The organism is Flavonifractor sp. An92 (genome assembly GCF_002159175.1).
Classification (GTDB): Bacteria; Bacillota; Clostridia; order Oscillospirales; family Oscillospiraceae; genus Pseudoflavonifractor_A.
This window is the reverse complement of sequence record NZ_NFGZ01000032.1, coordinates 19,451-35,892: the sequence shown is the minus strand read 5'-3', so window position 1 is coordinate 35,892 and position 16,442 is coordinate 19,451. Positions and strand designations below refer to the sequence as shown.

Below are 16,442 nucleotides of genomic sequence, written 5' to 3'. Positions count from 1 at the left end.
GCATTGCGGCGCGCTATTCTATTTCCACGGAAAATCTGTTATACTACTCTTGATACGGCGGGCATGCCGCCGTGCAATTGACAGTTCGGAGGAACCTTTTATGGATCGATATACAACCCTGGCCGGGGCGCTGCGGGAGCGCTGCCCCGAGCTGGAGCTGCGGGAGCAGGAGCTTATGAGCCGCCACACGTCGTTCCGCATCGGCGGACTCGCCCGGCTGATGGCCCTGCCCCGGAGCCGGAGCGAGGCCGTGGCGGCGGTTCAGGCCGCCATGGAGCTGGGCATCCGGCCTTTTTACCTGGGCAACGGCAGCAACCTTCTGGTGGCCGACCGGGGCTATGAGGGCTTTGTCCTCAAAACCAGCGGCATGGACCAGGTGCGGGAGGTGAACCGCCGCCTGCGGGCCGAGAGCGGCATCCCCCTGTCCCGGCTGGCCGTGGCGGCGGTGGACCGGGGGCTCGCCGGCCTGGAGTTCGCCCACGGTATCCCCGGGAGTCTGGGCGGTGCGGTGACCATGAACGCCGGGGCCTACGGCGGGGAGATGGTGCAGGTCCTCACGGCGGTGACCTTCCTGGACGGGGAGGGCAACGTGGTGACTCTGCCCGCGGAGGAGTGTCACCTCACCTACCGGCACAGCGACTTCACCGAGCACCCCGAGCGGCTTATCCTGGAGGCAGAGTTCGAGCTTCCCCAGGGGGACGGGGCGGAGAGCCGGGCGAAGATCGAGGACCTGGCCCGCCGCCGCAAGGAGAAGCAGCCTCTGGAGTGGCCCAGCGCGGGGAGCACCTTCAAGCGGCCCCAGGGCTACTTTGCCGCCGCCCTCATCGAGGAGTGCGGCCTGAAGGGCCTGCAGGTGGGGGACGCACAGGTGTCGGAGAAGCACGCGGGCTTTGTCATCAACCGGGGCAAGGCCACCTGTGCCGACGTGCTGGCCCTCACCGAGCGCATCAAGGAGACGGTGCTCCGGGAGAAAGGCGTGGCCCTGGAGCTGGAAGTGCGCACCCTGGGTCTGTGACCCGGGGAGAGAAAGGAGCGATACACGGTGGATTTCATCATCATTTCGGGCTTGTCCGGCGCGGGCAAGAGTAAGGTGGCTTCCTTCATGGAGGACATGGGGTTTTATGTCGTGGACAACATGCCTGCGGCGCTGATGCCCCGTTTCGCGGAGCTGTGCCTGGCCGGACAGGGGAAATACGACCGGGTGGCCCTGGTCAACGACATCCGGGGAGGCCAGACCTTTGACGACCTGTTTGCCGCCCTCAGCGACCTGGAGAAGATGGGCTGCGCCTACAAGATCCTCTTTGTGGAGGCCTCCACCGAGACCATCATCAAGCGCTACAAGGAGACCCGGCGCATCCACCCCCTCTCCCGCCACGGCCGCTCCCTGGCCGAGGCGGTGCAGCAGGAGAAGGCCACCCTGGCTCCGGTGCGCCAGCGGGCGGAGTACATCATCGACACCACCGCCCTCTCCACCGCCAAGCTGCGGGGGGAGCTGCTGCGCATCTTCGGGGACGGCAAGGAGGAGCGGGCCATGACGGTGAACGTCATCTCCTTCGGCTTCAAGTACGGCATCCCCATCGAGGCCGACCTGGTCTTTGATGTGCGCTTTCTGCCTAATCCCTTCTATCTGGCCGAGCTGCGGCACCAGACGGGGCTGGACGAGCCGGTGCGCTCCTTCCTCTTCCGCTACCAGCAGACCCTGGACTTCATGAGCCATCTGGAGTCCCTTCTCAGCTTTCTGCTGCCCCTGTATCTGGCCGAGGGCAAGACGGTGCTGGTGATCGCCATCGGCTGCACCGGCGGCCAGCACCGCAGCGTGGCCCTCACCCGGGCCGTGGCGGATTTTGTCCGGCAGAAGGGCTATCCGGCCAGTGAGAACCACCGGGACATGACCCGGTCCTGAGAGGAGGGGCGACATGAGACAGTCCATGAGAGCCGCCGACAATGGGCCCCGCATCGTGGCCATCGGCGGGGGCACCGGCCTTTCCACCATGCTGCGGGGGCTGAAGCTGCACACCCGGAACCTGACTGCCATCGTCACCGTGGCCGACGACGGCGGCGGCTCGGGCGTCCTGCGGGAGGACCTGGGCATGCCCCCTCCGGGGGATATCCGCCACTGTATGGAGGCCCTGGCCAACGCCGAGCCGGTGATGGAGCAGCTCCTGAGCTACCGTTTCCCCGAGGGCTCCGGCCGCCTTACCGGCCAGTCCTTCGGAAACCTGATCCTGGCGGCGCTGAACGGCATTTACCCCTCCTTTGACCAGGCGGTAGCCCGGATGAGCGAGGTCCTGGCCATCACCGGCCGCATCCTGCCGGTGACCAACGAGGACGTGCAGCTGGAGGCCACCTTTGAAAACGGCACATCGGTGGTGGGTGAGTCCAAGATCTTCCGCTTCAAGAAGGAGCAGGACTGCCGCATCCAGAGCGTGCGCCTGCTGCCCGAGCGGCCGCCCGCTCTTCCGGCGGCGCTGGACGCCATCGCGGACGCCGAACTCATCCTGCTGGGGCCGGGGAGCCTCTACACCAGCGTCATCCCCAATCTGCTGGTGGAGGGCATCGCCGACGCGGTGTGCCGCTCCAAGGCCATCAAAATGTACATCTGCAACATCATGACCCAGGACGGCGAGACCGAGGGCATGACCGCCTCTGAGCACGTGGCGGCTCTGCTGAAGCACTCGGGTCCCGGCCTGGTGGACCTGTGCCTGTGCAACTCCGCCCAGGTGCGCGCCGGACTGCTGGAGCGCTACCGGGAGGAGGACGCCGCCCCCATCGTGGTGGACAAAGAGGCCATCGAGGCTCTGGGCGTGGAGCTCATCACCCGCCCGGTGTCCTCCGAGACCTCCAATTACGCCCGTCACTCGGTCCGGCGTCTGGCCGCGGCGGTGATGGATATTTACCGTCAGCGGGCCGATACCCGCATCTTTTAACGAAGGAGGGACTCCCATGTCCTTTGCGTCGGAGGTCAAGGAGGAGCTGTGTCGTGAGCCGCTGCTCCAGCGCAGCCGCGCCCAGGCGGAGGCCTACGGTGTGCTGCTCTTCTGCAACCGGTACACAGCCGGGGGAGCGCGGATCGTCACCGAGTCGCCGGACTTTGCCCGCCGCCTGCCGGAGCTCTTTGACCGCGCCTTCGGCGTGGCGTTTGATGTCCTGCCGGAGCCGGGGGCGTCCAAACAGGTCTTTCAGCTCACCAGCGCCGCGAAGCTGGCGGCGGTGGGGGAGAGCTTCGGGTATGACCCGGGGGAGACGCTGGCCCACCACATCAACTTCGCCGTGCTGGAGGAGGAGGGCTGCCGCTCGGCCTTCTTCCGGGGGGCCTTCCTGGCGGGCGGCGCGGTGACCGACCCGACCAAGCGTTACCACCTGGAGCTGGCCACCTCCCACTACAATGTGAGCCGGGAGCTCTCCGCGCTTTTGGTGGAGGAGGGCTTCGACCCCAAAGAGACCACCCGGAAGTCCAACTATCTCACCTATTTCAAGCAGAGCCAGGCCATCGGCCGCTTTTTGGACTGTATCGGTGCGCCCGACGCGGCCGAGCGGGTCCGCTCGGTGCGGGCGGAGAAGGCGGTGCTGGTGGGCGTGTACCGGCGCATGAACTGCGACGCGGCCAATCTGGACAAGGTGGTGGACGCCGCCCAGGAGCAGATCGCCGCCATCCGCCTCCTGGAGGAGCGGGGCGTCCTGGACGATCTCCCGGACAAGCTGAAGGCCACGGCCCAGCTGCGGGTGGAGCATCCGGAGCTGACCCTCTCCCAGCTGGCCGAGGCCAGCGACCCGCCGGTCACCAAGTCGTGCCTCAACCACCGGCTGAGGAAGCTGATGGAGCTGGCGAAGTAGGATTTTTTCCGAGCGCTCGGAGGGGATGCGCTCGCCGCGCGGGCCGCTTATCCAGCGGGGACCCGATTTCTTTTCTGGAAAAGAAACCGGGGAAAGAAAAGAAGGAGAGGGGAACTTCTCGTTCCCCTCTCCACTCCCCTCCAGCGGACGGCCTTTTAAGGGACCGCCCCGATTGCCAGGGTACAACGCTTTCTTGATAGGCACCAGGCCTGGTTTTTACTCCACCGGGGTAAGGAAATCCCTCGGCAGTGGAAGATAAGCCGGGATGCGCCTTGGGGGAGGGCGGAGGGGGGTATCCCCCCTTCGCGCTTTCTTTCCCACCGCTTTCTTTTGCAAAGAAAGCGGTGCCCCGTCCGGGCAGGACGCCCGCCCGGCGAGGGCAATCACCCCGGGGTTGCCCCGATAACGGTACAAACGTTTTTACACCAGAAGGAGGGACCCAAATGTCCTTTGCCCACTTACATGTCCACACCGAATACAGCCTCCTGGACGGGGCCTGCCGCATCCCCAAGCTGGTGCAGCGGGTAAAGGATCTGGGTCAGAGCGCGGTGGCCATCACCGACCACGGCGTGATGTACGGCGTGGTGGACTTTTATAAAGCCTGCAAGGCGGCGGGCGTAAAGCCCATCGTGGGCTGCGAGGTCTATGTGGCCCCCCGTACCCGCTTCGACAAGGTCCACGAGTATGACTCCGCCGCCCGGCACCTGGTCCTCCTGTGCGAGAACGAGGTGGGCTACCGGAACCTGAGCTATATGGTCTCCCAGGCCTTCCTGGAGGGCTTCTATATCAAGCCCCGGGTGGATATGGACCTGCTGCGGGCGCACCACGAGGGCCTCATCGCCCTGTCGGCGTGTCTGGCCGGTGCGGTGCCCCGGCTCATTCTGGGCAGCAACTACGAGGGGGCCAAGGCCCACGCCCTGGAGATGGAGGAGATCTTCGGCAAGGGAAATTACTTCCTGGAGCTCCAGGACCACGGCATCCCTGCCCAGCGGGAGGCGGCAGAGGGCATCCTGCGCCTTCACCGGGAGACCGGCATCCCTCTGGTGGTCACCAACGACGCACACTATCTCACCCGGGAGGACGCCGCCATGCAGGACACCCTCATGGCCATCCAGATGGGCAAGACGGTGGACGACCCCTCCCGGATGCGGTTTGAGACCAAGGAATTTTATATCAAGTCGGAGGAGGAGATGGCGTCCCTCTTCCCGGAGTTCCCCGAGGCGGTGGAGAATACCCAGCGCATCGCCGACCGCTGTCAGGTGGAGTTTGAGTTCGGCAAATACCACCTGCCCGAATTCAAACTGCCCGAAGGCTGGGCCGACGGGGACGCCTATTTCCAGAAGCTCTGCGACGACGGGTTTCAGCGCCGTTACCCCGACGCGCCGGAGGGCTACCGCCAGCGCCTGGAGTACGAGATGGGGGTCATCCGGCAGATGGGCTTCGTGGAGTACTTCCTCATCGTCTCCGACTTCATCGGCTACGCCAAGAGCCACGGCATCCCCGTGGGCCCGGGCCGCGGCTCGGGAGCGGGGAGCATGGTGGCCTACTGTCTGCGCATCACCGAGATCGACCCCATGCAGTATGACCTGTACTTCGAGCGCTTCCTGAACCCGGAGCGCGTGACCATGCCGGATATTGACGTGGATTTCTGCATTCGTCGCCGACAGGAGGTCATTGAGTACGTCCAGCGGAAGTACGGCGAGGACCACGTGGCCCAGATCGTCACCTTCGGCACCATGGCAGCCCGGGGTGCCATCCGGGACGTGGGTCGGGCGCTGGATATTCCCTACGCCCAGGTGGACACGGTGGCCAAGCAGGTTCCCGGCGGCCCGGGCAACCTGCACATCACCCTGGACGACGCGCTGAAGCTGTCGAAACCACTCAAAGAGCTCTACGACAACGACGCCCAGGTCCACACCCTCATCGACACGGCCAAGGCCATCGAGGGCATGCCCCGCCACGCCTCCACCCACGCCGCGGGCGTGGTCATCACCCGGCGGCCGGTCCACGAGTACGTGCCGCTGGCCAAGAACGACGAGTCGGTGGTGACCCAGTACACCATGACCACCCTGGAGGAGCTGGGCCTCCTGAAAATGGACTTCCTGGGCCTTCGGAACCTGACGGTGCTGGACGACGCGGTGCAGCTGGTGCGGAAAAAGGAGCCGGACTTCGCCCTGGAGCGCATCCCCATGGACGACCCGGAGGTCTTTCAGATGCTCTCCGAGGGCAAGACCTCCGGCGTCTTTCAGATGGAGTCCACCGGCATGACCGGCGTGTGTGTGGGCCTGAAACCCCAGAACATCGAGGACATCACCGCTATCATCGCCCTCTACCGTCCCGGCCCCATGGAATCCATCCCCCGGTTCATCGCCTGCAAGCAGAACCCGGAGAAGATCACCTACAAGCATCCCAGCCTGAAGCCCATCCTGGAGGTGACCTACGGCTGTATCGTCTACCAGGAGCAGGTCATCCGTATCTTCCAGGACCTGGGCGGCTACTCCCTGGGCCAGGCCGACATGGTGCGCCGGGCCATTTCGAAGAAGAAAAAGGACCAGATCGAACGGGAACGGAAGGCCTTTGTCTACGGCGACGCCGAGCGGGGCATCGCCGGCTGCATCGCCCGGGGCATCCCGGAGCAGGTGGGCCAGGACGTGTACGACGAGATCTATGAGTTCGCCAACTACGCCTTCAACAAGGCCCATGCCGTGAGCTACGCGGTGGTGGCCTATCAGACGGCCTGGTTCAAGTGTCACCACACCCGGGAGTATATGGCGGCCCTCCTCACCTCGGTGCTGGACTCCAGCGAGAAGGTGGCGGAGTACATCGCCGAGTGCAAGGAGTGCGGCATCGCCCTGCTGCCCCCCGACATCAACGAGTCGGACGCCTCCTTCACCGTGGCGGGGGACAACCTCCGCTTCGGTCTGGCGGCGGTGAAGGGCGTGGGCTGGGGCTTCGTGCGGGACGTGCTGGCCGAGCGGGAGCGGGGCCCCTTCCGGGACTTTGCCGACTTCTGCCAGCGGATGTTTGACCACGACCTGAACAAGCGGGTGCTGGAGAACCTGATCCGCTGCGGCGCCTTCGACTCCATGGGGGCCCGGCGTTCCCAGCTGCTGGACGCCTATGAGAGCCTGGTGGACGCCATCGCCCAGAACAAGCGCAAGAATCTGGCGGGGCAGTTCGACCTCTTCGGCGGCGGCGGGGACGAGCTGGAGACCGCCCCCGAGCTGGTGCTGCGGGACATCCCGGAGTTTTCCCGCCGGGAGCGGATGGCCATGGAGAAGGAGACCACCGGGCTCTACCTCACCGGCCACCCCATGGACGAGTACCGCACCCTGGCCCGGCGCTATCAGGCGGTGCCGCTGGGGGCCATTCTGAGTGACTTCAGCCAGGAGGGCGGTCCCCGGCAGTTCAGCGACGGCCAGAAGGTGACCGTGGCGGGCGTGGTGGAGTCCTCCAAGACCCGCACCACCCGCAACAACAGCCTCATGGCCTATGTGATGCTGGAGGACGACACCGGCTCTATGGAGCTGCTGGTCTTTTCCCGGGTACTGGGGGAGTGCGGGTCCTATGTGGTGGAGAACGCGCCGGTGGTGGCCGAGGGCCGCATCTCGGTGCGGGACGAGAAGGAGCCCCAGCTCATGTGCGACCGCATCCGGCCGCTGACTGAGGAGGGCTGTCCCGCGGAGCAGCCGGAGCGCCCGGCAGCAGCGCCGGCCCCCGCGGCGAAGAAGGGGAGAGGGAAGCTCTACCTGCGCCTGCCCAGCCAGCGGGACCCCCGCTGGGGCTATATCCGAAAGATCCTCATTATGTTCCCGGGCGAGGAGCCCCTGCGGGCCAAATTCACCGACACGGGGGAGTGGTCCGCGCCCCTGCCCTGTCAGATCCATCCTATCCTGCTCCAGGAGCTGCGGGAGCAGCTGGGGGAGGAGAACGTGGTGGTCAAGAGCGGCTCCGACCGCTGAGCGGAGGTTTCCATGGGTAAGAAAGTGACATCCATCCTCTTTCACCGGCTCACCATCGTGGGGCTGCTGATCATCCTCCAGGTGGCCGAGCTGGTGATCCTGATGGCACTGTTTGCCGACTATTTCATCTATTTTTACTGGTTTTGCATCTTCATCTCGGTGCTGGTGGTGCTGTGGATCGTCAACGCCCGCAGCGACCCGGGGTACAAGATCGCGTGGCTCATCCCCATTTTGCTCTTTCCACTGTTCGGAGGGCTCTTCTATCTGGCCTTTGGCGGCAACCGCATGTCCAAGCGGATGCAGCGGCGGATGCAGGGGATGGAGCGCAGGATGCTCCACGAGCTGGGGAACAGTGAGCGGGCCGAGGAGCTGACCTCCTTCGGCTCCGATGCGGTGAATCAGGCCCGGTATCTGGAGCGCTACGCCTGCGCGCCGGTGTACCGCAACACCGAGGCCACCTATTTCCCGCTGGGAGACGACGTGTTTCCCCGGATGCTGGAGGAGCTGAAGAAGGCCAAGCGCTATATCTTCCTGGAATACTTTATCATCGAGGAGGGGCTCTTCTGGGACTCCATCCTGGAGATTTTGGAGGAAAAGGTCGCCCAGGGAGTGGATGTGCGCCTCATTTACGACGACATCGGCTCCCTCTTCACCCTGCCCAAGGACTACGCCCGCACGCTGGAGGCCAAGGGCATCCGCTGCTGTGTCTTTAATCCCTTTATCCCGGTGCTGTCCCTGCGCCTCAACAACCGGGACCACCGGAAGCTCCTCATCGTGGACGGACAGGTGGGCTTCACCGGCGGGGTGAATCTGGCCGACGAGTATATCAATTACAAGGTCAAATACGGTCACTGGAAGGATACCGCCATTCTCCTGCGGGGGGAGGCGGTGTGGAGCATGACGGTGATGTTCCTCACCATGTGGGACTATGTCCGCGGGGTGAATGAGGACCTGGATACCTACCGCCCCGAGCCGGTGGCGGATCTGGACCCCCGGTGCGCGTCCTACTTTGTGCAGCCCTACACCGACAGCCCCATGGACCACGAGCCGGTGGGGGAGACGGTGTACCTGAACCTCATCAACAAGGCCAAGCGCTACGTGTATCTCACCACGCCATATCTCATCATCAGCGACAGCGTGAACACGGCCCTGTGCAACGCCGCCAAGTCGGGGGTGGACGTGCGCATCATCACCCCCCACATCCCCGACAAGAAGATCATCTTTGAGGTGACCCGGGCCCACTACGGCCCCCTCCTGGAGGCGGGGGTGCAGATCTACGAGTACACCCCCGGCTTCGTCCACGCCAAGAACTTCGTGGTGGATGACTGCTGGGCCACGGTGGGCACGGTGAATATGGACTACCGCAGCATGTTCCTCCACTTCGAGGACGGGGTGTGGCTGTGCGGCGCGCCCTGTGTCCTGGATGTGAAGCGGGACTTCCTGGAGACGCTGGAGAAAAGCGAGCGCATCACCCTGCGCCGCTGGCGGGACCACTCGGGGCCCCGGCTGCTGCTGCGGGCGGTGCTGCGGGTGTTCGCCCCCCTCATGTAGAGAGAAAGGAGAAAACCATGTACGCCTTCGGACTCTTTGAATCCCTGTTCCCCCTCTTCTTTACGGTCATCTTTGTGGTGGTCATCGGGGGTATCATTATCACGATCGTCTCCGGCGCGAAGCAGTGGCACGCGAACAACCAGTCGCCCCGCCTGACGGTGGACGCCACGGTGGTCAGCAAGCGTACCAACGTGAGCCACCATCACCACGCCGGGCACGACGGTATGGCGGGCCACACCAGCACCTCCACCAGCTACTACGCCACCTTCCAGGTGGAGAGCGGCGACCGCATGGAGCTGCGCCTCTCCGGCCGTGAGTACGGCATGCTGGTGGAAGGGGATCGGGGCCAGCTCCACTTCCAGGGCACCCGCTACCTGGGCTTTGACCGGCAGTAAGGGGGAGACAGCATGAGTTACCGACCTCTGGCCGACGAGATCCGGCCCCAGACTCTGGACGAGGTGGTGGGGCAGAGCCACATTTTGGGAAAAGATGGGCTTCTGCGGCGCATCATCGAGGGGGGCGACGTGCCCAATCTGGTCTTTTACGGGCCCTCCGGCACCGGCAAGACCACCGTGGCCAACATCATCGCCAAGCGCACCAACCGGCCCCTCCACCGTCTCAACGCCACCACTGCCTCCATCAGCGACATCAAGGACATCATCGCCGACATCGGCACCCTCATGGCCCCGGAGGGGGTGCTGCTCTACCTGGACGAGATCCAGTATTTTAATAAAAAGCAGCAGCAGTCTCTGTTGGAGTTCATGGAGAACGGCAAGATCACCCTCATCGCCTCCACCACGGAGAACCCCTTTTTCTATGTGTTCGGGGCGGTGCTCTCCCGCTCCACCGTCTTTGAGTTCAAGCAGATCACGCCCCAGGAGGCCCTGCCCGCCATCGAGCGGGGGGCGGCCATTCTGAATGAGCGCCTGGGCGGAAAGCTGGTACTGGAGGACGGGGTGAAGGAGCACATCGCCTCGGCCTGCGGCGGCGACATCCGCAAGGCCATGAATGCCCTGGAGCTCCTCTCCGCCGGGGCGAAGCGGGAGGGGGACAAGCTCCTCATCACCCTGGCCGACGCCGAGACGGCGGCCCAGAAGTCCGCCATGCGCTACGACCGGGAGGGGGACAGCCACTTCGACATCGCCTCGGCCCTCATGAAGTCCATGCGCGGCTCCGACCCGGACGCGGCGCTCCACTATCTGGCCCGGCTCCTGGAGGCGGGGGACCTCATCACCGCCATCCGGCGCATCCTCTGCTCGGCCAGCGAGGACGTGGGCATGGCCTACCCCCAGGCCGCCCTCATCGTGAAGGCCTGCGTGGACAACGCCCTGCAATTGGGCCTCCCCGAGGCACGGCTCCCGCTGGCCCAGGCGGTGGTGCTGCTGGCCACCGCCCCCAAGTCCAACTCCGTGTACGAGGGCATCGCCGCCGCCCAGCGGGACGTGAAGGCGGGCCTCGCCGGGGACATCCCCCGGGAACTCCAGAACGTCCACGCCGACTCGGCGGGGCAGGAGCGGGAGCAGGGGTATCTCTATCCTCACGACTTTCCCCACCACTGGGTCCAGCAGCAGTACCTGCCCGACACCCTGGCGGGGAAGCGGTACTACCACTACGGCGACAACAAGACCGAACAGGCCGCCCGGCGCTACTGGGCAGCCATCCACGGCGAGGATTTCGACGCATAAAAAGAGACCCGGGCCGCCCCGATGGGGCGGTCCGGGTCTTTGCGTTACCGGTGATTAAAACTCGGGCAGAGAGGCGGCAGCCACGCTCTGGCCCACCCGGCGAGCCTTCTCGTCGGGGAGGGTGGGGTTGATCTTGGCGGCGATGTCGGGATACTCGTCGGCCAGGACCTTCTTGGCCTCGGCCAGGACGATGTCGCCGCCCTTGCCGGACATGACACGGCCCAGCAGCAGGATGTGCTTGAAGCCGTAGAAGTGGTAGTACAGGCGCAGGGCATGGCCCAGATACACACCGATGGAGCGGTAGATGGCGGCGGCGCGGTCGTCGTCCTTCTCCATCAGGCCCTGGACCACCTTCAGCTTCTCCGCGGGGGAGAGGGACTCGTCCAGCTCGATGCCGGCAGCGGGGGCCAGCTTGATGACAGAATCCTGGGAGAAGTACTTCACGCCGCAGCCGATGTCGCCGGACCACTCGTCCACCATGGCGGTGGGGGCGGCGTCCACGGGGACGAAAGCCAGCTCGTTGAGCCAGCCGGTGATGTTGCCCTTGTCATCCACGAAGCCCACGGCCTCGCTGGTGCCCATGGCGATGCCCAGGACGTTGTTCTCCTCCAGGCTCATGGCGCCGGCCAGAGCGGACACGTCGCCGTCATTGGCCACCACGATGGGCACATCGCCGATCTCCTTGGCCGCGCGGAGGTAGATGTCCTTCACCTTGGCGTCGAAGTCCTCCTTGCCCACCTTCAGGAACAGGGAGGCCACCATGGTGCGGTTGTCGATGTAGATGCCGGCGGAGGACACGCCGATGGCGTCCACCCGGGGCATGTGGGCAGCGGCGGACTTGAAAGCGTCCACGATGCCCTGGAAGTGATAGTCGGGGTCGGAGTTGGTCTTGGGGAACCACACGACTTCCTCAGAGAACACGGGCTCGCCGTCGATGACCGCGGAGACCTTCCGGTCGCTTCCGCCGGCGTCGAAGCCGATGCGGCAGCCGTTCATGTGGCGGCCCACGGCCTCGGACTTGCTGACCTCGGCGGGCACGGCGTCGCAGTACACCACCTCAAAGGGCTGCTCATAGACGTTGGCCATGAAGTCCTCGTCGAAGGCGCGGGAGCCGTCCTTGGAGTAGGCCTTGTGGATGGCCTCATAGATGGCCTTGTCGCCGGCGATGTAGACCTTGAAGCCGCCCTTGAGCCACAGCAGGGTCTTGATGATGCGGTCCACATAGTAGAGGTCGGCCTCCGCCATGTCGGGGGTGCCGTGGATGAAGGTCTTGTACACCGCGACCTGGCCGCCGGAGCGCTCCACCGCGATGTCCAGGGGCTTCTTGGCGTCCTTCAGGAAGGACTCATAGAAGGGGAAGAGCGGGATGTAGTTGGGGTCCAGCTCGGGGAGATGCTTGACGGATACGTCAATACCAAGGTGTTTCATGGGTATCCTCCTCCTTGTTATAATCATAAGGGGGTCTTTGGGCAAGCCGCCTCAAGCCGCCCCTCTATAAGGTTATCAGCTTTTTTCATTCTGTCAAGGCATAAACGGAGAAAAATGAAAAAATATTTCAAATATTAACTTGACGGAAAGATACTTTCAAAGGTATGATGTAGGTGACACAAAGAGGGACGGGATGGACCCCAACTCCCTTTGGATATTTCTAACAAAAAGGAAGGCTGGAATGAACATGGAACAGGAAATGAGAGCACGTCTGCAGGCACATAAGGACTGGATCTCGGAGGAACTGGACATCTGCGTCAATTTCTGGCTGAAGAACGGCATGGACCACGTCAACGGCGGCGTCTACACCTGCCTGGACCGCAAGGGCGAGATCTACTCCACCGACAAGAGCGTGTGGATGCAGGGCCGTTGCGCCTGGATGTTCGCCTACCTCTGCCACGCCTACGGCGTGAAGGACGAGTGGCTGAAGGCCAGCAAGAGCTGCCTGGACTTCATGGAGGCCCACTGCATCAACCGTGAAGCGGGCAACCGCATGTACTTCACCGTCACTGCCGACGGCAAGCCCCTGCGTCAGCGCCGCTACTGCTTCAGCGAGGGCTTCTACGCCATCGCCAACGCCGAGTACTACGGCGTCACCGGCGAGACCGTCTGCCTGGAGCGTGCCCGTGAGGCCTATGAGCTGATCTACAAGCTCAACAACGGCCTCATCAAGGACCCCACCGGCCTGGGCCCCAAGACCATTCCCACCACCCGCACCGGCCGCGCTCTGGCCGATCCCATGATCTACCTGAACATCACTTCCGTGCTGCGCCGGGTGGACCAGGACCCCGAGTGGCAGAAGCTCTACGCCGACCGGGCCCAGGAGTGCGTGGAGACCATCTTCAAGTACCACTATAAGCCCGAGCTCAAGTGCACCCTGGAGTCTGTGGCTCCCGACGGCACTCCCCGCCTGGACGTCACCGAGGGCCGCGTGGTCAACCCCGGCCACGACATCGAGTGCTCCTGGTTCCTGATGGAGGCGGCCAAGTACGCCAACGACCCCGAGATCCACGCTACCGCCATCAAGATCTTCGACCAGGCTTTCGAGGCCGGCTGGGACAAGGAGTACGGCGGACTGCTCTACTTCATCGACTGCCTGGGCAAGCCCACCGAGGCCTATGAGCACGACATGAAGCTGTGGTGGCCCCATGACGAGATCCTGATCGCCTCCATGATGATCTTCCGCGACACCGGCGACGTGAAGTATCTGGAGAAGTTCGAGCAGACTCTGGACTACTGCAAGCAGCACTTCTCCGACCGGGAGTACGGCGAGTGGTACGGCTACCTGCGCCGCGACGGTCTGCCCACCATGCCCTCCACCAAGGGCTCCACCTTCAAGGGCCCCTTCCACCTGCCCCGGATGCTGTCCATGGTGGACGGGATGCTGGCCGAGCTCCTGGCGGAGTAAGACACGCGGCGGACGGAAAGGAGATGGCAGCGCCATGCCCTTCAGCAACATTTTTGCCCAGCTGGACAATGAATACTATCAGCTGACCAGCGCCGAGAAGCGGGTGGCCGATTATGTGGTAGCCCACCAGCGGCAGACCCAGTACATGTCCATCTCGGAGCTGGCGGAGAACTGCAATGTGGCCGAGGCCACCATCTCCCGCTTCTGCCGCCGGATGGGCTATAAGGGATACAGCGCCTTCAAGCTGGCGGTGGCCAACTCGGTCACCGCCGGCCAGGGGGCTGCGGCGGTCGTAGGGGAGAGGGCTCTGGAGAGCCCCGGAGGGGAGCATCCCTTCCAGGAGCTGCTGGAGACCGACGTGGAGGCCATCCTCCAGACCGGGCGGCTCAACCATCCCGAGGAGATCCGCCGGGCGGCGGAGCTGCTGCTGGGAGCCGACACGGTGCTGTGCATGGGCCAGGGCGGCTCCATGATCATGGCCCAGGAGGCCGCCCATCTCTTCAGCACCATCCGGCCCGGGTTCTTCGCGGTCCAGGACTCCCACCTGCAGTCTATCCGCTGTGCGCAGCTCACCGAGCGGGACGTGGTGTTCTACTTCTCCTACTCGGGGGCCACCCGGGACCTGACCGATGTGCTCAAGCAGGCCCGGGAGCGGCAGGCCAGCGTGATCCTCATCACCCGCTTCCCCAAATCTCCCGCCGCGGTGTACGCCAACGTGGTGCTTCAGTGCGGCTCCAACGAGAGCCCCACCCAGCTGGGAACGGTGGCGGCCCGGATGGCGCAGCTCTTCCTGCTGGACATCCTGTACCATGACGTGTGCGCTTTGGACCCGGAGGGGGCGGCCGCCAATCAGGACCGGGTGGCGCGCGCCCTGTCGGAGAAGCACCTGTAAGAAACTGGGAACTACGGGTTGAATATGCAGGAACTCTGTCAGATGGGTTTGAAAAAAACTTGCATCAGACAAGAAAAAAGAAAATTTTTTTGATTCTCCTATTGACAAACGGCATATGCGATTGTACAATCTACACAACGGGTTACGGACCCATCAGCAGCGTATTTGAAAAATCAACGGTTAGAGGAGGAAATCAAGAAATGAAAAAGTGGAACAAAGCAGTCGCTCTTGCACTGGCCGCGGGCATGTCCCTGAGCCTGGTTGCTTGCGGCGGCGGTACCACCAGCGAACCCAGCAGCAACCCCAGCACCTCCGGCAACGAGGGTGGCAGCGGCTCCGCCGTGGAGCTGAGCCTGTGGGCCTTCAACATCGGCGGCTTTACTGACGCCGCTGCCTGGGAGCCCATCGTCAGCGCTTTCAACGAGGCGAACCCCGACATCAACATCACCGTGACTCCCATCAACTACCAGGACGGCGATCAGAAGCTGACCACCGCCATCAGCTCCGGCAGCGCCCCCGACATCATCTTCGAGGGCCCCGAGCGTATCGTTGGTAACTACGCCCGCGAGGGCCTGATGGCCGACCTGTCCGACCTGTGGGAGGCCGGCGGCTCCGACATCGCCGAGGGCATCAACGAGGTCTCTCAGCTGGACGGTACTTACTACCTGTACCCCCTGAGCGTGGCCGCCCACTGCATGGCCATCAACTACGAGGCCTTTGAGGCCGCCGGTGCTCTGCAGTACCTGGACGAGGAGACCCGCACCTGGACCACCGACAACTTCGTGAAGGCCATGGAGGCTGTTCGCGACGCGGCGAATGCCGGCACCATCAACATCATCACCCCGGGCATCATCTACTGCGGCGCCCAGGGCGGTGACCAGGGCACCCGCGCTCTGGTGAACAACCTGTACTCTGACTACTATGTCACCGACGACGGCTCCTCCTACAACGCCAACAGCGCCAACAACGTGAAGGCCCTGACCCTGCTGCAGAGCATGGTGAATGACGGCTCCCTGTCCGCCAACGCCTCCTACGCTGCCGCTGACGAGCTGCAGGCTTTCGCCAACCAGACCTGCGCCGTGACCTTCTGCTGGAACTACTCCAACTACTCTCAGTACGCGGAGCAGACCCAGTTCACTCCCTTCGCCATGGCCTTCCCCTCTGACGACGGTCAGCCTGAGCTGGAGATGGCCGGCCCCTATGGCTTCGGTGTCTTTGACAACGGCGACGACGCCAAGATCGAGGCTGCCAAGAAGTTCATCCAGTTCGTGTGCGACGACCAGACTGCCGGCACCGAGGCTGTGAAGACCACCGGCTTCTTCCCCGTCCACTCTGACTGGGGCGACATCTATGCCGACGATGCCGACGCCGAGCTGCGCGCTCCCTTCGCTCTGATGAGCGACTACCTGGGCCGTTACTACAACCTGACCGGCGGCTGGACCGAGCAGCGCGCCGAGTGGTGGCCCATGCTGACCGCCATCATGACCACCGGCGCCGATCCTCAGACTGCTGCCGATGACTTCGTGGCCAAGGCCAACGCCAACATCGGCTAATCACCAACCAAATACCTGAGCGATGCTGTGCCCGCTCCCTGGGAGGGGGTGGGCACAGTTCTTTCCCGG

At 64.1% G+C, this 16,442-nt stretch carries 12 protein-coding genes; 11 read left to right on the top strand and 1 reads right to left on the bottom strand.

The annotated features are described in order from the left end of the window. Positions 1 to 100: 100 nt before the first annotated feature. The 8 genes from murB (at position 101) to B5G43_RS14970 (ending at position 11,032) form a co-directional block, all read left to right on the top strand. A complete protein-coding gene (gene murB, locus B5G43_RS15005; protein WP_087262787.1) occupies positions 101 to 1,015 on the top strand; it encodes a UDP-N-acetylmuramate dehydrogenase in 915 nt (304 codons plus the stop codon). A gap of 27 nt (positions 1,016 to 1,042) precedes the next feature. Continuing rightward, positions 1,043 to 1,903, top strand: coding sequence for an RNase adapter RapZ (gene rapZ, locus B5G43_RS15000; protein ID WP_087262785.1), 861 nt, complete (start codon positions 1,043 to 1,045; stop codon positions 1,901 to 1,903). A gap of 13 nt (positions 1,904 to 1,916) precedes the next feature. After that, entirely contained in the window at positions 1,917 to 2,927 is a 1,011-nt protein-coding gene (locus B5G43_RS14995; RefSeq protein WP_242960622.1) for a gluconeogenesis factor YvcK family protein, read from the top strand. A gap of 16 nt (positions 2,928 to 2,943) precedes the next feature. Next, positions 2,944 to 3,834, top strand: a complete 891-nt coding sequence (gene whiA / locus B5G43_RS14990; RefSeq protein ID WP_087262783.1) for a DNA-binding protein WhiA — start codon at positions 2,944 to 2,946, stop codon at positions 3,832 to 3,834. A gap of 443 nt (positions 3,835 to 4,277) precedes the next feature. Further along, positions 4,278 to 7,796, top strand: coding sequence for a DNA polymerase III subunit alpha (locus B5G43_RS14985; protein WP_087262781.1), 3,519 nt, complete (start codon positions 4,278 to 4,280; stop codon positions 7,794 to 7,796). A gap of 12 nt (positions 7,797 to 7,808) precedes the next feature. Beyond that, a complete protein-coding gene (gene cls, locus B5G43_RS14980; protein ID WP_087262780.1) occupies positions 7,809 to 9,347 on the top strand; it encodes a cardiolipin synthase in 1,539 nt (512 codons plus the stop codon). A 17-nt stretch (positions 9,348 to 9,364) separates the two neighbouring features. Then, complete coding sequence (locus tag B5G43_RS14975) at positions 9,365 to 9,742, top strand: DUF2500 domain-containing protein (protein WP_087262778.1); 378 nt, start codon at positions 9,365 to 9,367, stop codon at positions 9,740 to 9,742. A gap of 12 nt (positions 9,743 to 9,754) precedes the next feature. Then, positions 9,755 to 11,032 carry a replication-associated recombination protein A gene (locus B5G43_RS14970; protein ID WP_087262776.1) on the top strand — a complete coding sequence of 426 codons (1,278 nt, stop codon included), beginning with the start codon at positions 9,755 to 9,757 and terminating at the stop codon, positions 11,030 to 11,032. A 54-nt stretch (positions 11,033 to 11,086) separates the two neighbouring features. Here the strand turns inward: B5G43_RS14970 and B5G43_RS14965 are convergent, their stop codons facing one another. Continuing rightward, a complete protein-coding gene (locus B5G43_RS14965) occupies positions 11,087 to 12,460 on the bottom strand; it encodes an ROK family protein (protein WP_087262774.1) in 1,374 nt (457 codons plus the stop codon). Positions 12,461 to 12,719: 259 nt separating this feature from the next. Here B5G43_RS14965 and B5G43_RS14960 point away from each other — a divergent pair, with 259 nt between their 5' ends. The 3 genes from B5G43_RS14960 (at position 12,720) to B5G43_RS14950 (ending at position 16,373) form a co-directional block, all read left to right on the top strand. Beyond that, complete coding sequence (locus B5G43_RS14960) at positions 12,720 to 13,928, top strand: AGE family epimerase/isomerase (RefSeq protein ID WP_242960620.1); 1,209 nt, start codon at positions 12,720 to 12,722, stop codon at positions 13,926 to 13,928. Between the two features lie 34 nt (positions 13,929 to 13,962). Beyond that, positions 13,963 to 14,820, top strand: coding sequence for a MurR/RpiR family transcriptional regulator (locus B5G43_RS14955; protein ID WP_087262772.1), 858 nt, complete (start codon positions 13,963 to 13,965; stop codon positions 14,818 to 14,820). Between the two features lie 200 nt (positions 14,821 to 15,020). Continuing rightward, positions 15,021 to 16,373 carry an extracellular solute-binding protein gene (locus B5G43_RS14950; RefSeq protein WP_087262771.1) on the top strand — a complete coding sequence of 451 codons (1,353 nt, stop codon included), beginning with the start codon at positions 15,021 to 15,023 and terminating at the stop codon, positions 16,371 to 16,373. Positions 16,374 to 16,442: the final 69 nt, after the last annotated feature.

Coding starts and splice junctions, on each gene's coding strand:
- B5G43_RS14985 (WP_087262781.1), top strand. CDS start 4,278: ATGTCCTTTGCCCACTTACATGTCCACACCGAATACAGCCTCCTGGAC.
- B5G43_RS14975 (WP_087262778.1), top strand. CDS start 9,365: ATGTACGCCTTCGGACTCTTTGAATCCCTGTTCCCCCTCTTCTTTACG.
- whiA (WP_087262783.1), top strand. CDS start 2,944: ATGTCCTTTGCGTCGGAGGTCAAGGAGGAGCTGTGTCGTGAGCCGCTG.
- B5G43_RS14965 (WP_087262774.1), bottom strand. CDS start 12,460: ATGAAACACCTTGGTATTGACGTATCCGTCAAGCATCTCCCCGAGCTG.
- B5G43_RS14960 (WP_242960620.1), top strand. CDS start 12,720: ATGAGAGCACGTCTGCAGGCACATAAGGACTGGATCTCGGAGGAACTG.
- B5G43_RS14950 (WP_087262771.1), top strand. CDS start 15,021: ATGAAAAAGTGGAACAAAGCAGTCGCTCTTGCACTGGCCGCGGGCATG.
- B5G43_RS14955 (WP_087262772.1), top strand. CDS start 13,963: ATGCCCTTCAGCAACATTTTTGCCCAGCTGGACAATGAATACTATCAG.
- murB (WP_087262787.1), top strand. CDS start 101: ATGGATCGATATACAACCCTGGCCGGGGCGCTGCGGGAGCGCTGCCCC.
- cls (WP_087262780.1), top strand. CDS start 7,809: ATGGGTAAGAAAGTGACATCCATCCTCTTTCACCGGCTCACCATCGTG.
- B5G43_RS14970 (WP_087262776.1), top strand. CDS start 9,755: ATGAGTTACCGACCTCTGGCCGACGAGATCCGGCCCCAGACTCTGGAC.
- B5G43_RS14995 (WP_242960622.1), top strand. CDS start 1,917: ATGAGACAGTCCATGAGAGCCGCCGACAATGGGCCCCGCATCGTGGCC.